At 66.5% G+C, this 19,824-nt stretch carries 18 protein-coding genes and 1 pseudogene; 9 read left to right on the forward strand and 10 right to left on the reverse strand.

The features are described 5' to 3' along the window. Positions 1-2 precede the first annotated feature (2 nt). Complete coding sequence (locus ACYQ2W_RS14485) at positions 3-1,625, reverse strand: response regulator (RefSeq protein ID WP_459868479.1); 1,623 nt, start codon at positions 1,623-1,625, stop codon at positions 3-5. Positions 1,626-1,791: 166 nt separating this feature from the next. Between ACYQ2W_RS14485 and ACYQ2W_RS14490 the strand changes: the two genes are divergently transcribed. After that, a complete protein-coding gene (locus ACYQ2W_RS14490; RefSeq protein WP_459868482.1) occupies positions 1,792-2,517 on the forward strand; it encodes a class II glutamine amidotransferase in 726 nt (241 codons plus the stop codon). A gap of 100 nt (positions 2,518-2,617) precedes the next feature. On the opposite strand, the gene ACYQ2W_RS14495 is transcribed toward ACYQ2W_RS14490, so the two are convergent. The 3 genes and pseudogenes from ACYQ2W_RS14495 to ACYQ2W_RS14505 form a co-directional block, all read right to left on the reverse strand. After that, complete coding sequence (locus ACYQ2W_RS14495; protein ID WP_459868485.1) at positions 2,618-3,016, reverse strand: CBS domain-containing protein; 399 nt, start codon at positions 3,014-3,016, stop codon at positions 2,618-2,620. After that, positions 3,013-3,363, reverse strand: a complete 351-nt coding sequence (locus tag ACYQ2W_RS14500) for a P-II family nitrogen regulator (protein WP_459868488.1) — start codon at positions 3,361-3,363, stop codon at positions 3,013-3,015. The genes ACYQ2W_RS14495 and ACYQ2W_RS14500 overlap by 4 nt, the downstream gene beginning before the upstream one ends. Before the next feature lie 15 nt (positions 3,364-3,378). Continuing rightward, positions 3,379-4,913, reverse strand: a pseudogene (locus ACYQ2W_RS14505) (DUF1538 domain-containing protein). Positions 4,914-5,251: 338 nt separating this feature from the next. Here ACYQ2W_RS14505 and ACYQ2W_RS14510 point away from each other — a divergent pair. The 3 genes from ACYQ2W_RS14510 to argF all read left to right on the forward strand — a co-directional run bounded on the left by ACYQ2W_RS14510 (position 5,252) and on the right by argF (position 10,302). Continuing rightward, complete coding sequence (locus ACYQ2W_RS14510) at positions 5,252-7,924, forward strand: cation-translocating P-type ATPase (RefSeq protein ID WP_459868491.1); 2,673 nt, start codon at positions 5,252-5,254, stop codon at positions 7,922-7,924. Positions 7,925-8,175: 251 nt separating this feature from the next. After that, positions 8,176-9,351 carry an acetylornithine transaminase gene (locus ACYQ2W_RS14515; RefSeq protein WP_459868494.1) on the forward strand — a complete coding sequence of 392 codons (1,176 nt, stop codon included), beginning with the start codon at positions 8,176-8,178 and terminating at the stop codon, positions 9,349-9,351. Positions 9,352-9,384: 33 nt separating this feature from the next. Continuing rightward, positions 9,385-10,302: an ornithine carbamoyltransferase gene (gene argF, locus ACYQ2W_RS14520; RefSeq protein ID WP_459868501.1), complete on the forward strand. Its 918-nt coding sequence runs from the start codon at positions 9,385-9,387 to the stop codon at positions 10,300-10,302. A gap of 48 nt (positions 10,303-10,350) precedes the next feature. On the opposite strand, the gene cysC is transcribed toward argF, so the two are convergent. The 3 genes from cysC to ACYQ2W_RS14535 form a co-directional block, all read right to left on the reverse strand. Then, positions 10,351-10,971 (reverse strand): adenylyl-sulfate kinase, encoded by a 621-nt coding sequence (cysC, locus tag ACYQ2W_RS14525; protein WP_459868504.1) that lies wholly within the window; start codon positions 10,969-10,971, stop codon positions 10,351-10,353. Next, positions 10,955-12,034 (reverse strand): glycosyltransferase family 4 protein, encoded by a 1,080-nt coding sequence (locus ACYQ2W_RS14530; protein WP_459868507.1) that lies wholly within the window; start codon positions 12,032-12,034, stop codon positions 10,955-10,957. The genes cysC and ACYQ2W_RS14530 overlap by 17 nt, the downstream gene beginning before the upstream one ends. 283 nt (positions 12,035-12,317) lie before the next feature. Next, positions 12,318-12,491 carry a DUF3330 domain-containing protein gene (locus ACYQ2W_RS14535; protein ID WP_459868510.1) on the reverse strand — a complete coding sequence of 58 codons (174 nt, stop codon included), beginning with the start codon at positions 12,489-12,491 and terminating at the stop codon, positions 12,318-12,320. A 147-nt stretch (positions 12,492-12,638) separates the two neighbouring features. On the opposite strand from ACYQ2W_RS14535, the gene ACYQ2W_RS14540 reads away from it, so the two are divergent. The 4 genes from ACYQ2W_RS14540 (at position 12,639) to dsbC (ending at position 15,901) form a co-directional block, all read left to right on the forward strand. Continuing rightward, positions 12,639-13,754, forward strand: a complete 1,116-nt coding sequence (locus ACYQ2W_RS14540; RefSeq protein ID WP_459868513.1) for a 3-deoxy-7-phosphoheptulonate synthase — start codon at positions 12,639-12,641, stop codon at positions 13,752-13,754. 188 nt (positions 13,755-13,942) lie between these two features. After that, on the forward strand, positions 13,943-14,635 hold the full coding sequence (locus ACYQ2W_RS14545; RefSeq protein WP_459868516.1) for a Crp/Fnr family transcriptional regulator: 693 nt from the start codon (positions 13,943-13,945) through the stop codon (positions 14,633-14,635). Positions 14,636-14,870: 235 nt separating this feature from the next. Then, complete coding sequence (locus ACYQ2W_RS14550) at positions 14,871-15,056, forward strand: YgaP family membrane protein (protein WP_459868519.1); 186 nt, start codon at positions 14,871-14,873, stop codon at positions 15,054-15,056. 92 nt (positions 15,057-15,148) lie between these two features. Then, complete coding sequence (gene dsbC, locus ACYQ2W_RS14555; protein ID WP_459868522.1) at positions 15,149-15,901, forward strand: bifunctional protein-disulfide isomerase/oxidoreductase DsbC; 753 nt, start codon at positions 15,149-15,151, stop codon at positions 15,899-15,901. A gap of 249 nt (positions 15,902-16,150) precedes the next feature. Here the strand turns inward: dsbC and ACYQ2W_RS14560 are convergent, their stop codons facing one another. Continuing rightward, the gene (locus ACYQ2W_RS14560) at positions 16,151-17,026 is read right to left on the reverse strand and encodes a tetratricopeptide repeat protein (protein ID WP_459868525.1); all 876 of its coding nucleotides are present in this window, start codon (positions 17,024-17,026) and stop codon (positions 16,151-16,153) included. Between the two features lie 181 nt (positions 17,027-17,207). Here ACYQ2W_RS14560 and ACYQ2W_RS14565 point away from each other — a divergent pair, with 181 nt between their 5' ends. Further along, entirely contained in the window at positions 17,208-17,879 is a 672-nt protein-coding gene (locus ACYQ2W_RS14565; protein WP_459868528.1) for a response regulator transcription factor, read from the forward strand. A gap of 192 nt (positions 17,880-18,071) precedes the next feature. Here the strand turns inward: ACYQ2W_RS14565 and xerD are convergent, their stop codons facing one another. Together xerD and ACYQ2W_RS14575 are read right to left on the reverse strand one after the other, a co-directional pair. Further along, positions 18,072-19,010 (reverse strand): site-specific tyrosine recombinase XerD, encoded by a 939-nt coding sequence (xerD, locus tag ACYQ2W_RS14570; protein ID WP_459868582.1) that lies wholly within the window; start codon positions 19,008-19,010, stop codon positions 18,072-18,074. Between the two features lie 276 nt (positions 19,011-19,286). After that, the gene (locus tag ACYQ2W_RS14575) at positions 19,287-19,802 is read right to left on the reverse strand and encodes a methylated-DNA--[protein]-cysteine S-methyltransferase (RefSeq protein ID WP_459868531.1); all 516 of its coding nucleotides are present in this window, start codon (positions 19,800-19,802) and stop codon (positions 19,287-19,289) included. Between the last annotated feature and the right edge of the window lie 22 nt (positions 19,803-19,824).

Here is a 19,824-nt window from a genome sequence, read left to right on the forward strand (position 1 = left end):
TCCTAGGCCACGGATTCATCGGTGATCATCTTCTCGTAGATCTGGGAAAGTTTCTGAAAGGTGCCGTTGGCCGGATCGACCTTGCGCACCCGATCGAGGTACTGGCGCACCTGATAGAGATAGCGGTCGTTCTTGCCCGATTTCTGCATCGCCATCAGCATCACCTGGGCGGCGTTGAGGTTGACCGTCTTGTTGTCGCTCATCGCCTTCACCGCGTCCTCGAAGAAGTGGATCGCCTCCTCCAGCTTGCCCTCCTTGACCAGCCGCACCCCCTGGTTGTTGAGCTGCACCACCTCCGCCTTGGTATCGGAGATCACCTGCCGCCCCTCCTCGCCCATTCCCACCGCCTCGAAGGCGGCCTGGGCCTCGCGCAGCACCTTCTCGTCCTCGTGGTGGTTGCGCACCACCTCCTGCATCAGCGCCATGCCCTTCTCGCTCTCGCCCACGGTGAAGGCGGCCTTGGCCATCTCCATGGTCACCTCGGAGTCCACCTTGCCGCCCACCCCCTCGTAGAGTTTGGTCGCCTCCTCGAAGGCGCGGTAGGCCTCGCTCTCCCGCCCCATCGTCTTGAACACCGCCCCCTCGGCCATCGCCGCGTGGAGCGCCGCCTCCTTGTCGCCGTCGAACTCCTTGCGCACCGAGTGGAGCACCTTCAGCGCCTCCTGGCTGGAGTTGGTCCGGGAGAGTGAACGGGCCAGCTTGGTGTAGTCGGTGGGCGAGCGGTAGACCGACTCCCGTCCCAGCCGCACGGTCTTGCGGAAGGCGCGCTCGGCCAGCTCGAAGTCGTCGTTCTTCATCGCCACCTCGCCCAGCGCCTTCTGCCGCAGGATCGCCTTGGGCGACATCTCCACCGCGGTGGTCAGGACGATCTGCGCCTCGGCGAGGTCCCCCAGCTCCTCCATGGTCTTCGCCAGCCAGTCATAGGCCTCGACGTAGGTGCGGTGCTCCTGGGTGATCTGCTGGAAGATGTCGCGCGCCTCCAGGAAGTTGCCGGTGAGGAAGCGCACCTTGCCCAGCCCGAGCATCGCCCACGGGATGCTGCGCAGGGCGAGAACCTTCTCGAACACCCTGGCCGCCTCGTCGTAGTTGCCGGCGCTCATGCACAGATCGCCCTTGATCCGCAGCAGCTCCGCCAGGTTCTTCGGCTTGGCGGCGATGCGCTGGTCACAGAGGGCGATGGCGTGGTTGAACTCCTTGCGCTGGGTGGCCCGCTCGATGTCGGCCAGGTCGCTCTTCTTGACGATCAGCTTCTGCAGGCGGCCGCCCAGCAGATCCTTGTTGAAGGGCTTGGTCAGGTAGTCGTCGGGGCGATACTCCACCGCGCCCATCACCATCTCCATGGTGTTCTCGGCGGTGATCATGATGAAGATGGAAGCGGCACCGATCAGCCCCTTGTGCTTGGCCTCCTCGAGCACCTGCTGGCCGTCCTTGCCGTCGCCCAGGTTGTAGTCGCAGAGGATGATGTCGTAGGACTTGCGCGCCATCGAGGCGATGGCGTCCTTGCCGTTGGCGGCGACGTCGATCTCCTTGGCGTCGAAACTCTGCAACATCCGCTTCAGCGTACTGCGCATGTCGGCAAAGTCATCGACGAGCAGGATCTTTTTCCGACCGAGATCGACCTTCATGGGAACCCATCCTTACGAAATCGGCCCAGACCGCACCGTCCGCCTCCGCGGACGAACCCGGGTGATTGCGGGAACCGATCAAAAAACTTAGAGTTAGCGCTCAATATTAACCCAATTTTTCCACTCCTGCCCGAGGGTGGGAGGAAGCGTGGGCCGAACACCGCCGATGAGCCGCCTGCTTGCCTACCTGGGACCACCGTTGCGCCCCGCGCCGCTGATCGAGCGGCTCGCCGAGCCGCCGACCAACCTCCCCCCCGGAGGGCTGGGCCTCGGCTGGCTCGCCCCCGACGGGGCCGCCGCCCGCTACCTCAGCGACCGCCCGCCGCCCGCCGATGTGAATCTGGCGGGACTCGGACGGAGCCTGGAGAGCCGGCTGTGGATCGCCTACGGGCGCGACCTGCCCGGCCCCGCCGGCCCCTCGCCCCAGCCGCTGGTGGCCGGCGAATGGCTCTGGCTGCTCGACTGCGAGGCGACCCCTCCTGCGCTGCGCACCGCCCTGCTGCGTCACCTCACCCCGCCCAGCGAGGAGCTGCTGGAACGGTTCGACCTGCCGGAACTGCTCTTCACCCTGTTCCGCCAGTTGCTGGAGGAGGACGAGGAGCTGACGGTGGAGGAGGCGCTGGCCGAGACGATGGCGCTGACCACCCGCCTGGCCGGCCCGCTGCCACTCACCCTCAACCTGGCGGTGGGCGACGGCCAGCGCCTCCATCTGGTGCGCCACGCCACCCACCGCGCGCCGCCGGCACTCTACTACACCACCGACGAAGAGGGCTTCCCGGACGGTCAGCTGGCCACCGACCACCCCACCGACGAGGGCTTCTGGCACCCCATTCCCGCCGGCCACCGCCTCACCCTCGACCACGACGAACCGCCGGACCTCGTCCCGCTGTAGAAACGGCGTCGTTCCAACGCGAAGGCGCAAAGAACGCAAAGGGTCGGAAGTGAATCATCCCCTTTGCGTTCTTTGCGCCTTCGCGTTGAGTCTCTTTTCCTCAGTCGACGAACCCGCGCAGCACCATGTCGGTGTAGCTGACGATGCCGATCAGGGTGCGGTTGTCGATCACCGGGGCGCGGGCCAGGCCGAAGCGGTCGAAGAGCCGCGCGCAGTAGCGGATGTCCATCTCCGGGTCCACCGAGATCACCGGCTTGCTCATGATCTCGTAGACGTTGACCCGGTGCGGCGAACGGTCCTTGGCCAACACCTTGCGGGCGATATCGGAGATCAGCACGATGCCGTACTCGTCGTCGTCGTGGCGCTTGTTGACGATCAGCGACTTGGTCTCGACGTGCTTCATCGTCTTCAGCGCATCGTGCACCGTGGTCATGCGGTCAACCACGTCGAACTGACTCTTCATCACGTCGCGCACGCGGACAATCCGACGCTCGCTCATATCTCCTCCTCGACCACCCGGGTCAAACTCTGAATCTGATGACTGACGCCGACCGCGTCCTCGACGTCCAGTTGGATGGCGATGCCGGTGCCGGGGCGACACTCGAACTCCCCCACCTCGGCGATCGTCTCCAGGATCGGCCGGCTCAGGTGCTCCTCCACCAGGAACAGGATCACGTCGCGCTGGGTCTCCAGGGTGAGGCCGAAGAAGGTCTTCGCCTCCTTCAGCCCCTCGCCGCGGGCGTCCTTGATCACGGTGGCGCCGGTCGCTCCCGCCTCGCGGGCCGCCGCCATCACCTTGTCGGTCTTCTCGTCCTGAACCAGGGCGATGATCAGTTTGAAGTGCATGGAGTTGGATCCTCGTTACGACGCGGGGGAATCCGCGTCCTTCTCTTTCTGTCGGCGCAGCCACCAGGCGGAGAGCTGCGCATAACCCATCACGGTAATCATCGGAAACAGGCTGGCGAAGGCGATCAGGCCGAAGCCGTCGAGCAGCACGCTGCGCCCCGGCACCGTGCCGGCCAGCCCCAGACCCAGGGCGGTGACCAGCGGCACGGTCACCGTCGAGGTGGTCACCCCGCCCGAGTCGTAGGCCAGCGGGATGATCATCTTCGGCGCCTGCAGGGTCTGCGCGATCACGATTACGTAGCCGGCGATGATGTACCAGTGCAATGGCGTGCCGGTGACGATGCGGAACGAGCCCAGGGCGATCCCCGCCGCCACCCCGATGGCCACCGCGATGCGCAGCCCCCACACGCTGATCCCGCCGGCGGAGACCTGGCTCGCCTTGATCGCCACCGCGATCAGCGACGGCTCGGCGATGGTGGTGGAAAACCCGATCGCCGCGGCGAACAGGTAGACCCACAGGTAGTCGTCCCAGGCGAAGGTGTCGGGCACCCGGTCGAGGCTGCCGAAGATGAACTGCGGATCGGTCAGCTGGGTGGCCATCAGCTTGCCCAGGGGAAAGAGCGCCATGTCCAGCCCGACCAGGAAGAAGGCGAGCCCGAGCAGCACCAGCAGGAAGCCCCACAGCACCCGCGGCAGATTGGGTACCCGGCGGCGCAGCACCAGGAACTGGAAGCCGAAGAGGATGGCGACGATCGGCAGCACGTCGCGCAGCGTCGCCAGCAGGGTCTCGAACAGGATATGGGCGAAGCCGTTCACGCCAGCGCCATCCCGTAGCCCATGACGAAGATCATCGGGGTGAGCGAGGCGAAGGCGATCAGGCCGAAACCGTCGACCATCGGGTTGCGCCCCTTGATCGAGGAGGCGAGCCCGACGCCCAGCGCGGTGACCAGCGGCACGGTGATGGTCGAGGTGGTCACCCCGCCGGAGTCGTAGGCGATGCCGACGATCTCCTCCGGGGCGAAGGCGGTCATCACCACCACCCCGGCGTAGCCGCCGATGATCAGGAACTGGATCGGCCACCCCTTGAGGATGCGCAGCACGCCGAGGAGGATGGCGAAGCCCACCGACACCGCCACGGTGAGGCGCAGCCCGGTGGCGTACTCGTGCTTCGCCTCCTCGGTGGAATCGATCATGCCGCCGCCGGCGGCGACGTCGGCCGCCTCCGCCGAGACCGCGATCAGCGCCGGCTCCGCCACCGTGGTGCCGAAACCGAGGGAGAAGGCGAAGATCAGCAGCCACATCACGCTGCCCTTGGAGACGAAGGCGTAGGCCATGCTCTCGCCGATCGGAAAGAGCCCCAGCTCCAGTCCCTGGACGAACAGGGTCAGCCCCACCAGCACGAACAGCACGCCGATCAGGATGTTGGCGAAATCAGGGATCGGCTGGCGCAGCACCACGAGCTGGAAGAACCCCACCACCAGGATGATCGGCAGCAGGTCGCGGAGGCTGTCCAACGTGGACTTGAGAAAGGCCCGCAACTGTTGAAACACAGGAAGTTACTCGAACGGTCCAGGGTCGGCCGACACCGGGGCCCGCCCCTCCGAAATCATTGGAATCATTGTCTGCGCAAAAACCGTTATAGGGTGAACAACTCCCCTGCCCAAGGCAAGCTACTCTTTGATTACCACGGCCCCGAAAGGGTGAAAGCCGGATCGGGCGTGCCGGTATCCGGGTTCAGGTCAAAGGCAAAAGGTGAAAGGGAAGAGGGGCCGAGCCAACCCCGGCCGATCTGCCCGACCGATGTGCCGTTGAAGACGGCATGGCGCCAAACGAAGGCCCTTTGACCTTTTGCCTTTCACCTTTAACCTGACAAAAACACACCACCGCCATGAACGACCCCGGCACCCCGCTCTTCCACCCCCTCACCGCCGACGAGGCACTCCACGCCCTCGACGGCTCCCCCCACGGCCTGAGCGCCGACGAGGCGGCCGCCCGCCTCGCCCGCGTCGGCCCCAACGCACTGCCCCAACCGACCCCGCCGGGGCTGGCGGCGGTCTTCTTCCGCCAGTTCCTCAGCCCGCTGATCTACATCCTGCTGCTCGCCGCCGGGGTCTCGCTGGCGCTGCACGAGTGGTCGGACGCCGCCTTCATCTTCGCCGTGCTGCTGATCAACGCGGTGATCGGCACCGCCCAGGAGTTCTCCGCCGAGAAGAGCGCCCAGGCGCTGCGCAACCTGGTCACCGCCACCACCCGCGTGCAGCGCGACGGCGACGCCTACGAGATCCGCGCCGAGGAGCTGGTGCCCGGCGACGTCGTACTGCTGGAGCCGGGCAACAAGGTGCCCGCCGACCTGCGCCTGCTCGACGGCCACGGCCTGCAACTGGACGAGTCGCTGCTCACCGGCGAGTCACTGCCGGTGCACAAGCTCCCCGCCGAGGTGTTCGCCGCCGACACCCCCTTGGGCGACCGCCGCAACATGGCCTTCGCCGGCTCCATGGTGACCCGCGGCCACGGCCGCGGCGTGGTCACCGCCACCGCACTGGGCACCGAGCTGGGACGCATCGCCAGCGCGGTGCTCGATCGCCCGCCGGCGAAGGCGCCGCTGGTGCTGCGCATGGAGGTGTTCACCACCCGGGTGGCGATGATGGTCGGCGGCGCGGTGGTGGTGATGGCCGCCGTCTCCCTCTACCAGGGGGCGCCGTGGAGCGAGATCTTCCTGCTCTCGGTGGCGCTCGCCGTCTCCGCCATCCCCGAGGGGTTGCCGGTGGCGCTCACCGTGGCGCTGGCCATCGGCATGCGGCGGATGGCGCGGCGCAACGTCATCGTCCGCCGCCTGGTGGCGGTGGAGGCGCTCGGCTCCTGCACCTACATCGCCTCCGACAAGACCGGCACCCTGACGGTCAACGAGATGACCGCCAAGCGGATCGAACTGCCCGGCGGCGAGCCCCGCCCGATCAGCGGCGAGGGCAGCCTGCCGGAAGGGATCATCCACGCCCCGCCCGAGGAGATGTCGGCTCTGCTGCGCATCTGCGAGGCCGCCGTGCTGACCAACGACGGTTTCCTCGGCCACCGCGACGGCGGCTGGGTACACCACGGCGACGCGGTCGACGTGGCCCTGCTGGCGATGGCCCATAAGGCCGGCATCACCCGCCCCGACGCCCAGGCCGCCCACCCCGAACGGGCCAACATCCCGTTCGAGTCGGAACACGGCTACTCCGCCACCCTCAACCGCGTCGGCGAGTGCGACCACGCCTTCGTCAAGGGGGCCCTGGAGCGGCTGCTGCCGATGTGCGAATGGATGGTCACCCCCGAGGGCGAGGCCCCCCTCGACCGCGAGGCGCTGGAGCGCCAGGCGCTGGCCATGGCCGGCGAGGGCTACCGGGTGCTCGCCTTCGCCGCCGGCCCGGTGGCGGTCGGCGAGGAGGAGGAGTTCGAACACGACCGGCTGCGCGGCCTCACCCTGCTCGGCCTGGTGGGAATGATCGACCCCCTGCGCCCCGAGGCGAAATCCGCCGTCGCCGCCTGCCACGACGCCGGCATCGAGGTGTGCATGGTCACCGGCGACCACCCCGCCACCGCCCGCGCCATCGCCGGCGAACTGGCGATGGGCGGCGACGGCGAGGTGATCACCGGCCAGCGGCTGCGTGAACTGGAGGGCGACGCGCTGGGGACCGACCGGGCGGTGGCCGCCAGCCGGGTGTTCGCCCGGGTCGAGCCGCAACAGAAGCTCGACATCGTCCACTCGCTGGGCCGCCAGGGCCACTTCGTCGCGGTCACCGGCGACGGCGCCAACGACGCCCCGGCGCTACGCGCCGCCCACGTCGGCGTCGCCATGGGCAAGCGCGGCACCGACGTCGCCCGCGAGACCGCCGACCTGATCCTCACCGACGACCACTTCGCCTCCATCGTCGCCGGCGTCGAGGAGGGACGCATCGCCTACGCCAACGTACGCAAGGTGATCTTCCTGCTGATCTCCACCGGCGCCGCCGAACTGGTGCTCTTTACCCTCTCGCTCGCTGCCGGCCTGCCGCTGCCGCTCACCGCGGTGCAACTGCTGTGGCTCAACCTGGTCACCAACGGCATCCAGGACGTGGCGCTCGCCTTCGAGCCGGGCGAGGGACACGAACTGAAGCAGCCGCCCCGCGACCCCAAGGAGCCGATCTTCAACCGGCTGATGATCGAGCGCACGGTGATCACCGCGCTGACCATGGGCGGGCTCGCCTTCGCCATCTTCCACTACTACCTGGGGCTCGGCATGTCGGTGGACGAAGCTCGCAACAGCGCCCTGCTGCTGATGGTGCTGTTCGAGAACGTCCACGTCTTCAACAGCCGCAGCGAGACCCTCTCCGCCTTCCTCCACAACCCGCTGCGCAACCCGCTGCTGCTCTTCGGCACCGTCGCCGCCCAGCTGATCCACATCGGCGCGATGTACACCCCGGGTCTCTCCGGCGTCCTCGGCGCCATGCCGGTGACCCTCGAACACTGGGCCGAGATGCTCTTCGTCGCCCTGCTGATCCTGGTGGTGCTGGAGCTGCACAAGCTGCTGTGGCGGCGACGCTGATTTGATGGCGACCCACCGGATGGAGTATCGACGGACTACCGGGAGCCTGGACCACATCGTCAAGTTCGAAACCGACGAAATGCCCTCACCACCCGAACGCCGCCCCACGACTTGCACGCCCTCGAACGATCGGTATAATCCGTTCCTTTGGCGGCCTCAACGGCTGCTTTTTTGTTTCCAGGCCCCGGACGCGACCCGACCTGCCGACAGGCGGTTCGAGAACGCCACGCGGGGCAATGGGGATGGGACCGATGACCGAATCTTTGATGCCGACCTACGCACGGCTGCCGGTCGCCTTCGAGCGGGGCGAAGGGCCGTGGCTGTGGGACTCCGCGGGAAAACGCTATCTCGACGGCCTGTCCGGAATCGCGGTGTGCAACCTGGGCCACGCCCACCCGGCGGTGACCGCGGCGGTCTGCCGCCAGGCCGGCGAACTGGTCCACACCTCCAATCTCTATCGCATCCCGTTGCAGGAGCGGCTCGCCGATGAGCTGACCCGACTCGCCGGCATGGAGCGGGTCTTCTTCTGCAACTCCGGTGCCGAGGCCAACGAAGCGGCGATCAAGCTGGCCCGCCTCCACGGCCACCACAAGGGTATCGAAAACCCCGACATCATCGTCGCCGACGGCAGCTTTCACGGCCGCACCCTGGCCACCCTCACCGCCACCGGCAACCGCAAGGTGCAGGCCGGCTTCGAACCCCTGGTGAAGGGTTTCGTCCGCGTCCCGTTCAACGATCTGGAGGCGATCGGCAACGTCGCCCGCAACGACCACAACGTGGTGGCGGTGCTGATCGAGCCGATCCAGGGCGAGGGCGGCGTGCGCATGCCCGATCCCGGCTATCTGCAGGCGTTGCGCGCGCTGTGCGACGAGCACGGCTGGCTGTTGATGCTCGACGAGGTGCAGACCGGCATGGGCCGCACCGGGCGGATGTTCGCCTTCCAGCACGAGGGGGTCACCCCCGACGTGATCACCCTGGCCAAGGGGCTCGGCAACGGGTTCCCGATCGGCGCCTGCCTCGCCCGCGGAACGGCCGCGGAGGTCTTCGGGCCGGGCAACCACGGCTCCACCTTCGGCGGCACCCCGCTGGCGTGCAGCGCCGCCCTCGCGGTAACCCAGACCCTGGAGCACGAGGGGCTGGCGCCCCGCGCCGAGTCCCTCGGGCAGCGTATGGCCGAGCAGTTCGCCCGCAGCCTCGACGGAGTCGCCGGTGTGGTGGAGATCCGCGTCCGCGGCCTGATGATCGGCATCGAGCTGGACCGCCCCTGCGCAGAGCTGGTAGGCCGCGCGCTGGAGGCGGGACTGCTGATCAACGTCACTGCCGAGCGGGTGGTGCGACTGCTGCCGCCGCTGATCCTCAGCGATCAGGAGGCCGACCAGCTCGCCGGCGAGGTCTCGGCGCTGATCCGCAACCTCCTCACCCAGTAAGCAACCCCCCATTTCGCACACGGAGAGGGCATCATGGATACCCCCCGACACTTTCTATCACTGCTCGATCTCACCCCCGACGAACTCGACCGGCTGATCCAACGCGCCATCGAATTGAAACGGATGCAGCAGGCGGGGGAGATCTACGAACCGCTGAAGAACCGGGTCCTCGGGATGGTCTTCGAGAAGTCATCCACGCGCACCCGCGTCTCCTTCGAGACCGGCATGGCCCAGTTCGGCGGCAGCTCCATCTTCCTCTCGCCCCGCGACACCCAACTGGGCCGCGGAGAGCCGATCGAGGACACCGCGCGGGTACTCTCGCGGATGGTCGACCTGATCATGATCCGCACCTTCGAACACGAGAAGATCGAGACCTTCGCCAGCTACTCGCGGGTGCCGGTGATCAATGCCCTGACCGACCACAACCACCCCTGCCAACTGCTGGCCGACATGCAGACCTACGTGGAGCGACGCGGCTCCATCGCCGGCCGCACGGTGGCGTGGATCGGTGACGGCAACAACATGTGCCACTCCTACGTCAATGCCGCCCGCCAATTCGGCTTCAAGCTGCGCATCGCCTGCCCGGAGGGGTTCGACCCGGCGGGCGGGGTGCTGCAGGCGGCTGGGGGGGCCGCCGAGATCGTCCGCGACCCGCGGGACGCCGCCGAGGGGGCCGATCTGGTGGTCACCGACGTGTGGGCCTCCATGGGCCAGGAGGAGGAGCAAGAGCGGCGCGCCAAGGCGTTCGCCGATTATCAGGTGAACGATGCACTGATGGCGCTGGCCGACAAGGAGGCGCTGTTCATGCATTGCCTGCCCGCCCACCGCGGCGAGGAGGTGAGCGCCTCGGTGATCGACGGCCCGCAGAGCGTCGCCTGGGAAGAGGCGGAGAACCGGCTCCATTCACAGAAGGCATTGATGGAGTTCCTCTATTGCGGGGTTCCGGGCTAACCCTGCCCCTCCCCCACAAATCGGCCGATCTGTGGGGAAGAGGCAGTGCTAACCCTGCCCCTCCCCCGCCAACACCCCCCTCTCCCGCAAAAGCACGAGCACCCGCTCCACGCTCTGCTCGATGGTCAGTTCCGCGGTATCCACCACCAGCTCGGGGCGCAACGGCTCCTCGTAGGGGGAGGAGATACCGGTGAACTCCTTGATTTCCCCCTTTTTGGCGCGGGCATAGAGTCCCTTCGGATCGCGCTCGGCACAGGTGTCAATGTCGCAACGACAGTAGACCTCCAAAAACTCTCCGTGAGGCATCAGGCCACGCACCCGATCCCGATCCTCGCGCAACGGCGAGATGAAAGCGGTCAGGGCCACGGTCCCCGCCTCGACCATCAGCTTGGCCACCTCGCCGATGCGACGAATATTCTCGTGCCGTTCAGCAATGGAAAACCCCAGATCGGAACAGAGACCGTGGCGGATGTTGTCCCCGTCCAGGACGAAGGTCTGGCCGCCGCGCAGGAACAGCTCCTCCTCCACTGCGTGGGCGAGGGTCGACTTGCCCGAACCGGACAGCCCGGTAAACCAGATCACCACGGCCCGATGAGCGTTGCGCTCCTCTCTGCGCGCCCGCGTCACGGTCGCCCGATGCCAAATAACGTTGCTACTCTTTTCGCTCATCCATCTTTCCCACATTGGTTCCGACCAAACCGGCCCGCCGGGCGCGAGTCATCACCCACCCCGCGTAGCCCACCTGAAGCAATAACACCGGCAAGAATGCCCACAGCCGCGCCGCCCCCTCGATATGCAACATCACCCACGCCATCGCCCCCTGCACCAGACACATCAGGTACTGGGAGATAGCCACCACTCGATGGGAGTAGCCGAGCTGATTGAAAAGTTGATAGAGGTGCTCACGATGCGCCTGGAGCAGGTTGCGCCCCGCCCGCCAGCGACGCCACAAGGTGAAGGCGGTATCGAATATGAAGTGGAAGAGCAGCATCGGCATCACCAGAAACGAGATGTGCCCCGGCTCCCGATTCGCCGCCACCACTGCCAGGGCGGCGAACAGGAAACCGACGAAGGCGCTCCCCACGTCCCCCATGAAGATCTTCGCGGGGGGAAAGTTGTAGCGCAGAAAACCGGCGGCGCCGGCCGCCACGCCGTAAGCGAGGATGAAGCTGAAGCTCCCCCCCTGGCGGAAAGTCAGCAGACCGAAAAAGATGGCCGTCAGCAGCGCCACCCCACCGGCCAGACCATCCAGACCGTCCATGAAATTGAAGGCGTTGGTCAGCCCCACCAGCCACAGAAAGGTAAGGGGATAGCTCACCCACCCCAGCTCGACCACACCCACTCCGGGAATCGCCAGCCGCTCCACCACCAGACCGAAGAGCAGCACCACCGCGGCAGCGACCATCTGTGAGAGGAATTTGAAGAGAAACGACTTCTGAGTGACGTCGTCGTAGAAAGCGACTCCCGCCACCAACAACGCGGAGCCGACGAAGCCCCAATACCACCCCGCGCCGGCCAGTTCCGGCTGAACCGCCGCTGCCATCAACGCCGCACCGAGGAAGGCCACGACCAACGCCACCCCACCGGACTTCGGTGTCGCCACCTGGTGGGAGGAGCGTTGATTGGGGACGTCGAGGATCTTCACCCGCGCCATCACGCGGGTGATCACCGCCGCCGCCACGACAAGCAACGAGGCAAACAGAAGGTGGGTCAGCGGGTGGGAGAGGAGCATTCGGTTGCCGGGCCGGGGCGACGAAAAGGCTCCATTCTACCCGACAACCGAAGACATGGGGGAAAGGTTGTCGCGGCTCGCGGAAGAGTAACTTCCCGTTTTTGGGGCGCCGATGCACCCACCCGGCAAGGCGCGCAAAGGGGCGCCGACCCATTGTAAGCCGCGGCTTCCGCACCCTGTTCTCGCCGCATACCTGCATCCTGCAGACAACCCGTTGCGCAAGGCCGCAAGGCGGAGCGTATCGACGTTCAAAAACAGGAAACCACCATTTTTTTGCCGACCGTCAGCGCTCCTCCCCGTCGCGCCACTGCTGGTAGCAGTCGGTGCCGCAGAAGTAGAGGACGTAGTCGCGCCCTTCGGCGCTGGCGCCCGAAGCAGGCACCTCCTTCAGGCAGACTTCACACCGGACCAGGGGCAATTCGATCTCTTCAGGCCGTCGGGGCGCTTCTCCATTCATGATCCATCCTCCTCACAGTGCGAAAATCCAACTATTTTTATCAACTATAGTCCAGGAGACGGCCGCGACCAGCCGCCGCCAGCCATCCGACGACCGCCGGCGGTTATGCAATAATCCCTGCACTCCCCCTTTCACAGAGAGACCGCGATGATCGTCATCCTCGCCCCCAACACCGACACCGAATCGGACGACTACCGCCTAATGATGAACCACCTCACCCACCTGCCCAACGTGCGGGCGCGGGTCCACCAGGAGGTCGGTACGCAGCAGACCCTCACCGAGATCTACCTGATCGGCGAGACCGGCGCCGTGGAGGTGGCCGACGTGGAGAGCCTGCCCTGCGTCGAGCGGGTGGTGCGGGTCTCCGAGGAGTACCGCATCGTCGGCCGCCATGCCGACGACCCGCGGGCCACCTGGTTCGACTACAACGGCGTGCGCTTCGGCCAGGACACCCTCAACGTCTTCGCCGGACTGTGCGCGGTGGACACCCCGGAACACGTCGAGGAGATGATGAAGGCGCTGGCCGACCACGGCCAGATGTGCACCCGGATGGGCGCCTACAAGCCGCGCACCAGCCCCTACGCCTTCCAGGGTCACGGCTCCGCCTGCCTGCACTACGTCTTCGAGCTGGCGGGCAAGTACGGCATCAAGGTGATCGCCATGGAGATCACCCACGAGTCCCACATCGAGGAGATCCGCGAGGCCCTCGGGCGTACCGGCCACCCCACCGGCGTGATGCTGCAGATCGGCACCCGCAACACCCAGAATTTCGAGCTGCTGAAGATCGTCGGCCGCCAGACCGAGTTCCCGATACTGCTGAAGCGCGGCTTCGGCATCACCCTGGAGGAGTCGCTCAATGCTGCCGAGTACCTCGCCTCCGGAGGCAACCGCAACGTGGTCTTCGGCCTGCGCGGGATGAAGACCAACATGGGCGACCCCCATCGCAATTTCGTCGACTTCGCCCACGTGCCGGTGGTCAAGCGACTGACCCGGATGCCGGTGTGCATCGATCCATCCCATTCGGTGGGTACCCGCGAGCGCGCCCCGGACGGCCTGCTGGACGTGATGCACGTCACCGCCCAGGGAATCATCGCCGGGGCCAACATGGTGCTGGTGGACTTCCACCCCGACCCACCCACCGCCCTGGTGGACGGCCCCCAGGCACTGCGCATGGAGGAGCTGCCCCATTTCCTCGAGGATGTGGCGATCGCCCGCGAGGCCTACGAGAAGCGCGTCGCCACCGCCGCCCGTTACCAGCAATAGGAAAGAAGATTTTTCCGCAAATGAACGCGAATGAACGCAAATGAAAGAGCACCTTGCGATCCCCGCCACCACGGACTCCGGGAACGCTGCGATGACAGCGAACCACGCCTGCGCCGCAGGCGCCTTCTTCATTTGCGTTCATTTGCGTTCATTTGCGGACCCTTCTTCTCTTCCCCAAGGACACCGCCATGGCTTTTTTTAGGAAGCGGGCGCCGCGGCCGGACGCCGACTGGTTGAGACAGTTCCCGACGCTGCGCGCGCTGGACGACGAGGCGGGACGCCGGGTGCTTGCCGCCGCCACCCCGGTGATCATCCCGGCGGGCACCACCGTCTATCGCGAGGGGGACCCGTGCCAGAACTTCTTCCTGGTGCTCGATGGAGCGGTGCGGGTGCAGAAGGTCTCTGAGAGTGGCCGTGAGATCGTCCTCTACCGGGTGGAGGCGGGCCAATCGTGCATCCTCACCACCACCAACCTGCTTTCCCGGGAGCGCTACGCCGCCGAGGGGGTCGCCGAAACCGATGTCGAGGCGATCATGATCCCGCTGGCGCTCTTCCGCGACGGTCTCGATCACTCTCCGGGCTTTCGCGACTTCGTCTTCAACTCCTACGGCCAACGGGTCTCCGAGCTGATCACCCTGATCGACGCGGTCGCCTTCGGCCGGGTCGACCTGAGGCTGACCAGGCTGCTGCTCAACCAGGCCGATGCGTCGGGCCGGTTCGACGGGACCCACCAGCAGCTCGCCGCCGAACTGGGTACCGCCCGCGAGGTGGTGAGCCGCCAGCTCAAGGAGTTCGAACGCAAGGGATGGGTCAGGCTGGGGAGAGGCCGGGTGGAGATCGTCGACCGCGACGCCCTGGCCGCAGTGGGCGAACGCGACTGACTTGGTCGCGCCACCTTTAATTTCCGCCACGGAGCCACGGAGAACACGGAGCCTTCCCATTTTCGCTCCCCTCTCCGTGCCCTCCGTGACTCCGTGGCAATCCGCATGTCCCCGCGCAAGGAACTCCAGCCGCCCGCGGGACTCCAAGGGAGAACCGGTGACTTTGTTACGGCAGCCCAGCGCGCCCCGGTCGTAAGCTGAGCCTCCCCATCCCCCACGACCAGGAGAACTCGCCATGGGCAAGAACGTCGGAACCATCGACAAGGTCATCCGCATCATCGCCGGCCTCGCACTGATCGGCTGGGCGCTCACCGGCGGCCCGCTGTGGGCCTGGATCGGCGTCGTCCCGCTGGCCACCGGACTGCTCGGCTGGTGCCCCGCCTACACCCTGTTCGGCATCAAGACGTGCCCAACCGAGTAAGCGTCCCCGCGTGAGCGGGTACCGTGCTCCGAAGCCACGGATGGCGTATGATCCCGTTTATCATAGAGAACCTTCGAATCAGGAACCCGCCCATGCAGTCGAGCAACCCGCTCCTCCTCGCCGCCCTCCTCGGCGCGGCCGTCGTCGCCTCCCTCCCGGTCGCCGCCGAGGAGGACCGGCACGAGGCCAACATCCGCACCGCCCTGGCCCGGGTGCTACCCAATGTCGCCGTCGACGGCGTCGCCCCTTCGCCCATCGCCGGGCTCTACACGGTCACCGCCGGCTCGCGTATCTTCTACATGAGTGGCGATGGCGCAAATCTCATCCGTGGCGACTTTTTCGACCTGAAGAGCCACAGGAACCTCACCGACGAGCACATCACCAAGGTCCGCAAGAAGGCGCTGGACGACCTGGATGAAAAGCAGATGGTGGTCTACTCCCCCGAGAAGCCCAAGCACACCATCACCGTCTTCACCGACATCGACTGCCCGTACTGCCGCAAGCTGCACCACGAGATGGCGGATTACAATGCCGCCGGGATCGAGGTGCGCTACCTCTTCTATCCCCGCGCCGGCGTCGGCTCTCCCTCCTACGACAAGGCGGTATCGGTGTGGTGCGCCGACGACCGCAACGCGGCCCTCGACAAGGCGAAGAACGGCGAGGAGATCGAGGCGAAGAAGTGTGACAACCCGATCGCCGATCAGATGGCGCTGGGCGACGTGTTCGGCGTCCGCGGCACCCCGGCGATCGTACTGGAGAGCGGCCAGGTGCTGCCGGGCTACATCCCGCCCGCCCGCCTCGCCGCCATGCTCGACGACAAGACCGACAACGTGGCCGCCAACTAACCCACGAAAAGGCCGGACCCTCCCCCGGGGAGGGTCCGGCCTTATCGTGGGTAGATGGGTAAGCGGACGATTGACGTGAGCACCCTGAACGTGGGCTGTGCGCTCCGGTACGGCTACCACACCCCACCAACGGCGCCCGCGGGGCGTCCTATAGGGCGCGCCGACGCCCTTTCCGCCACCCTCCGGCCGTCACCCGAGGGACGTCCTGCCAAATTCACCAAATTCTGAAATTTCGCCCCAAGCGAAATTTCAGTGCAGCATGGCGAACATCTTGCGGCGGTACTTGGCGACCACCGGGCCCTGGCCGCCGAGCAGATCGAACACCGCCAGCATCCCGACCCGCCCGGCTCCTTCGTTCCACGCGCCGTCGCGGCGCATGATCTCCAGGAACTGCTCCATCCCTCCCTCCAGATCGCCGGCCAGCACCTTGCGGGCCGCCAAGCTATGGCGGGCCTGATGGTCGTCCGGATCGGCGGCCAGCTTCGCCTCCAGCTCGCTGGTGGCCGGCGCCCCCTTGACCGCCCCGGCGAAACCGAGCCGCGCCTTCAGGCCGGCCACCTCCGGATCGCCCGCCATCTCCGCCGGCAGCGTCTTCAGCAGCGCCTCGGCGGAGGCCACCTCGCCGAGCTGGGCCAGCACCCCGGCCAGATCGAGGGTGATGGCGTGATCGTCGGGCGACTCCTGATGGGCCTGCGCCAGCAGGTCGATCGCCCGCTGTTCGTCGCCGGCGGCCAGCGCCTCGGCGGCCTGCTCACGCACGCCCCCACCGGGGGTGGTCGGCGCCTCGCCCAGGTGGCGCTCGAGGAAGGTGCGCACCTGGGACTCGGGAAGCGCGCCGGAAAACTCGTCCACCAGCTGACCATTGAAGACGAACTTCACCGTCGGCACGCTACGCACCCCGAACTGGGCGGCCAGCTCCTGCTCCTCGTCGATGTTCACCTTGGCCAGGATGAAGCCTCCGGCGTACTCCTCCGCGAGCTTGTGCATGACCGGCAGCAGACTCTGGCAGGGCTGGCACCAGGGGGCCCAGAAGTCCACCACGATGAGTGCCGAACGGGAACCTTCGAGCACCACCTGGGCAATGTTTTCCTTGGTAACATCAACGATATAGGGGGAGTCACTCATGATTGGGCATTCCTGCTTGGCGCGCGCGATGGGAAACGATGGGGGCGATATGGGGGCGATTCCCTCCACTTCAAGCGGGAAAGGCATCCCCAAGCGCCCGTCAACGGTGTAAAATGAAGGTTCACGATGCGATCCGGAGACGGGCCTCATCGAAACTTCAAGACACGAAGAAGAATGAGCGATGAAGGTACTTATCGTCGAGGATGATGAAGGAACCGTAGAGCTGTTGCAGCTCTACTTCGGCGGCAAGGGCTACGATACCGAGATCGCCACCAACGGCGTCGAGGCACTGGAGCGCTTCGCGGCAGCCCCGCCCGATCTGATCCTGCTGGACATCATGCTCCCCCAGCTCGACGGCTGGGGCGTACTGAAGTCCCTGCGCAGCCGCAGTCGGGTGCCGGTGATCGTGCTCACCTCCCTGGACCACCCCGAGGACGCCATCAAGGCGCTGGAGATGGGCAGCGACGACTACCTGCGCAAGCCGTTCAACGTGCGCGAGCTGGACGCCCGCATCCAGGCGGTGCTGCGCCGCGGCCAGGGGGCGGTGGAGAGCGGCCCGATCGAGGTGGGCCCCTTCACCATCGACGACCGCACCAAGTCGGTCACCCTGGAGGGGAGCGAGGTTGCGCTCTCGCCCAAGGAGTACGATCTGCTCAAACTGCTCGCCTCCGACCCCGGCTACGTCTTCTCCGCCGAGGAGATCATCGTGCGGGTCTGGAAGGGCACCGACCGCGCCGCCTCCAACGACGTCAAGCAGTACATCCACCTGCTGCGCAAGAAGGTCGAAAACGACCCCCAGGCCCCGCGCTGGATCAAGACCATCAAGGGCTTCGGCTACAAACTCGACGCCTGAATCCACTTCCTGCGCCCGTGTAAAACGCGGAGGACGCAGAGAACGCAAAGGGCGCGGAGAATTGATTTCCGCGCCCTTTTTCGTCTTCCATTCGTACCGCAACGCCTCCCGCCTCTCCCCGCCGTATAATTTCTTCTCTGCGCCCTCCGCGTCTCTGCGTTCTCTGCGTCATTCATCCCAACGCAAAAGGAACTACCCGCGAGGGTGGTGCTGGGCGTGGAGGTTTTTGAGGCGTTCGCGGGCGACGTGGGTGTAGATCTGGGTGGTGGAGAGATCGCTGTGGCCGAGCAGCATCTGCACCGTGCGCAGATCCGCCCCGTGGTTGAGCAGATGGGTGGCAAAGGCATGGCGCAGGGTGTGCGGCGAGAGACGCGCCGGATCGATGCCCGCATGCAGGGCGTAACGCTTGATCAGCTGCCAGAATGCCTGGCGGGTCATCGCCGCGGGGCGCCGTCGGGTGGGAAAAAGGGCCTCCGCCCGCCGCCCGTCGAGCAGCGCCCGCCGCGCCCCCGAGAGGTAGCGCTCCAGCCAGGCCACCGCCTCCTCGCCCAACGGCACCAAGCGCTCCTTGTCCCCCTTGCCGACCACCCGCACCACCCCCACCCGCAGGTTCAGTTGATCGAGCCGCAACCCCACCAGCTCCGAAACCCGCAACCCGCAGGCGTAGAGCAGCTCCAACATGGCACGGTCGCGCAACCCCAGGTCGTCACCGGTATCGGGCGCCTCCAACAGCGCCTCCACCTCCGCCTCGGTGAGACTCTTCGGCAGCGGCCGCCCCAACTTGGGCGACTCGATCAGCGCCGTCGGATCGCGCTGCAACCTCCCGTCGCGGACCAACCAACGGTAGAAGCGACGCAGGCTGGAGAGCAGCCGCGCCGCGGTGCGCGCCTTGGTAGCGTTGGCGTAACGGTGTGCGAGGTAGGCCTGCAACTCCGCTTGCCCGACGGTGGCGAGCGAGTCCCCACGGCCCGCCAGCCACCCGGCCAGGCCGCGCAGATCGGAACGGTAGGCGTTCAAGGTGTTCTCCGCCAATCCCCGCTCCATCCACAGCGCATCGAGAAACGCCTCGACCAGCCCCTCGTCCTCCGCGGACGGCGCGCGCTGTTTGTTCTTTGTTGGGGGGCGGCTCACCACGAAGGGAGGATCCGCGCCGTTTCCGAGTGGCACCGAAGACCGCGACAATCGTTAGCGCTGATGCCTCCATTCGCGCTGCGTCTTAACACGAAGGGCAAGAGGGAGAACGAAGGGCGAGAAGAGGTACTGGCTCGAAACCGATTCTTTCTCGCCCTTCGTTCCCCTTCTTGCCCTTCGTGTTGAAGAGCACCGCAAAACGGAACCACCGGGCTCGACACCGGCACGCCCCGCCACCGACCGGCACGATGCCGACCTCGACAAGACTTCGTGGTTTCAAGCCCCCCCATCGAACACCACCCCCTCATGGGCCAGGAGCCAACGCTTGACCGCCGCTCGCGGACCGTCGGCGGGATCACCGGCATAACCGCCGGGACCGTTGGCGGAGACCACCCGGTGACAGGGGATGAGCAGCGGGATCGGGTTGGCACGGCAGGCGCCGCCGACGGCGCGGGGCGAGCTGCCAAGCCGACGGGCCAACTCGCCGTAGGTCAGCGTCTGCCCCGGCGGGATGTCGCGTAGTGCCGCCCACACTCTCTGCCGGAAGGGAGTTCCTTGCGGCGCCAGACCAACCTCGATAGGCGCCTCCGGATCGCTCAGGTAGGCCCGTATCGCTGCCACCGCCCGACGCGCCGCCTCGCCGCGGGGCGCACGATCGACAATCTCATTCCCAACCCAAAGTTCGATCTCCGCCACCCGCCCCCCGGCCATCCGGATGCCGATTCGCCCAAACGCCACCGAAACCACCGCGTCGAAATCCACCACCGCCACCTCCGGCAAGGGGAAACGCAACCCGCTCTTTTCAATTATGAAA

The sequence above is a fragment of the Endothiovibrio diazotrophicus genome (assembly GCF_054657215.1).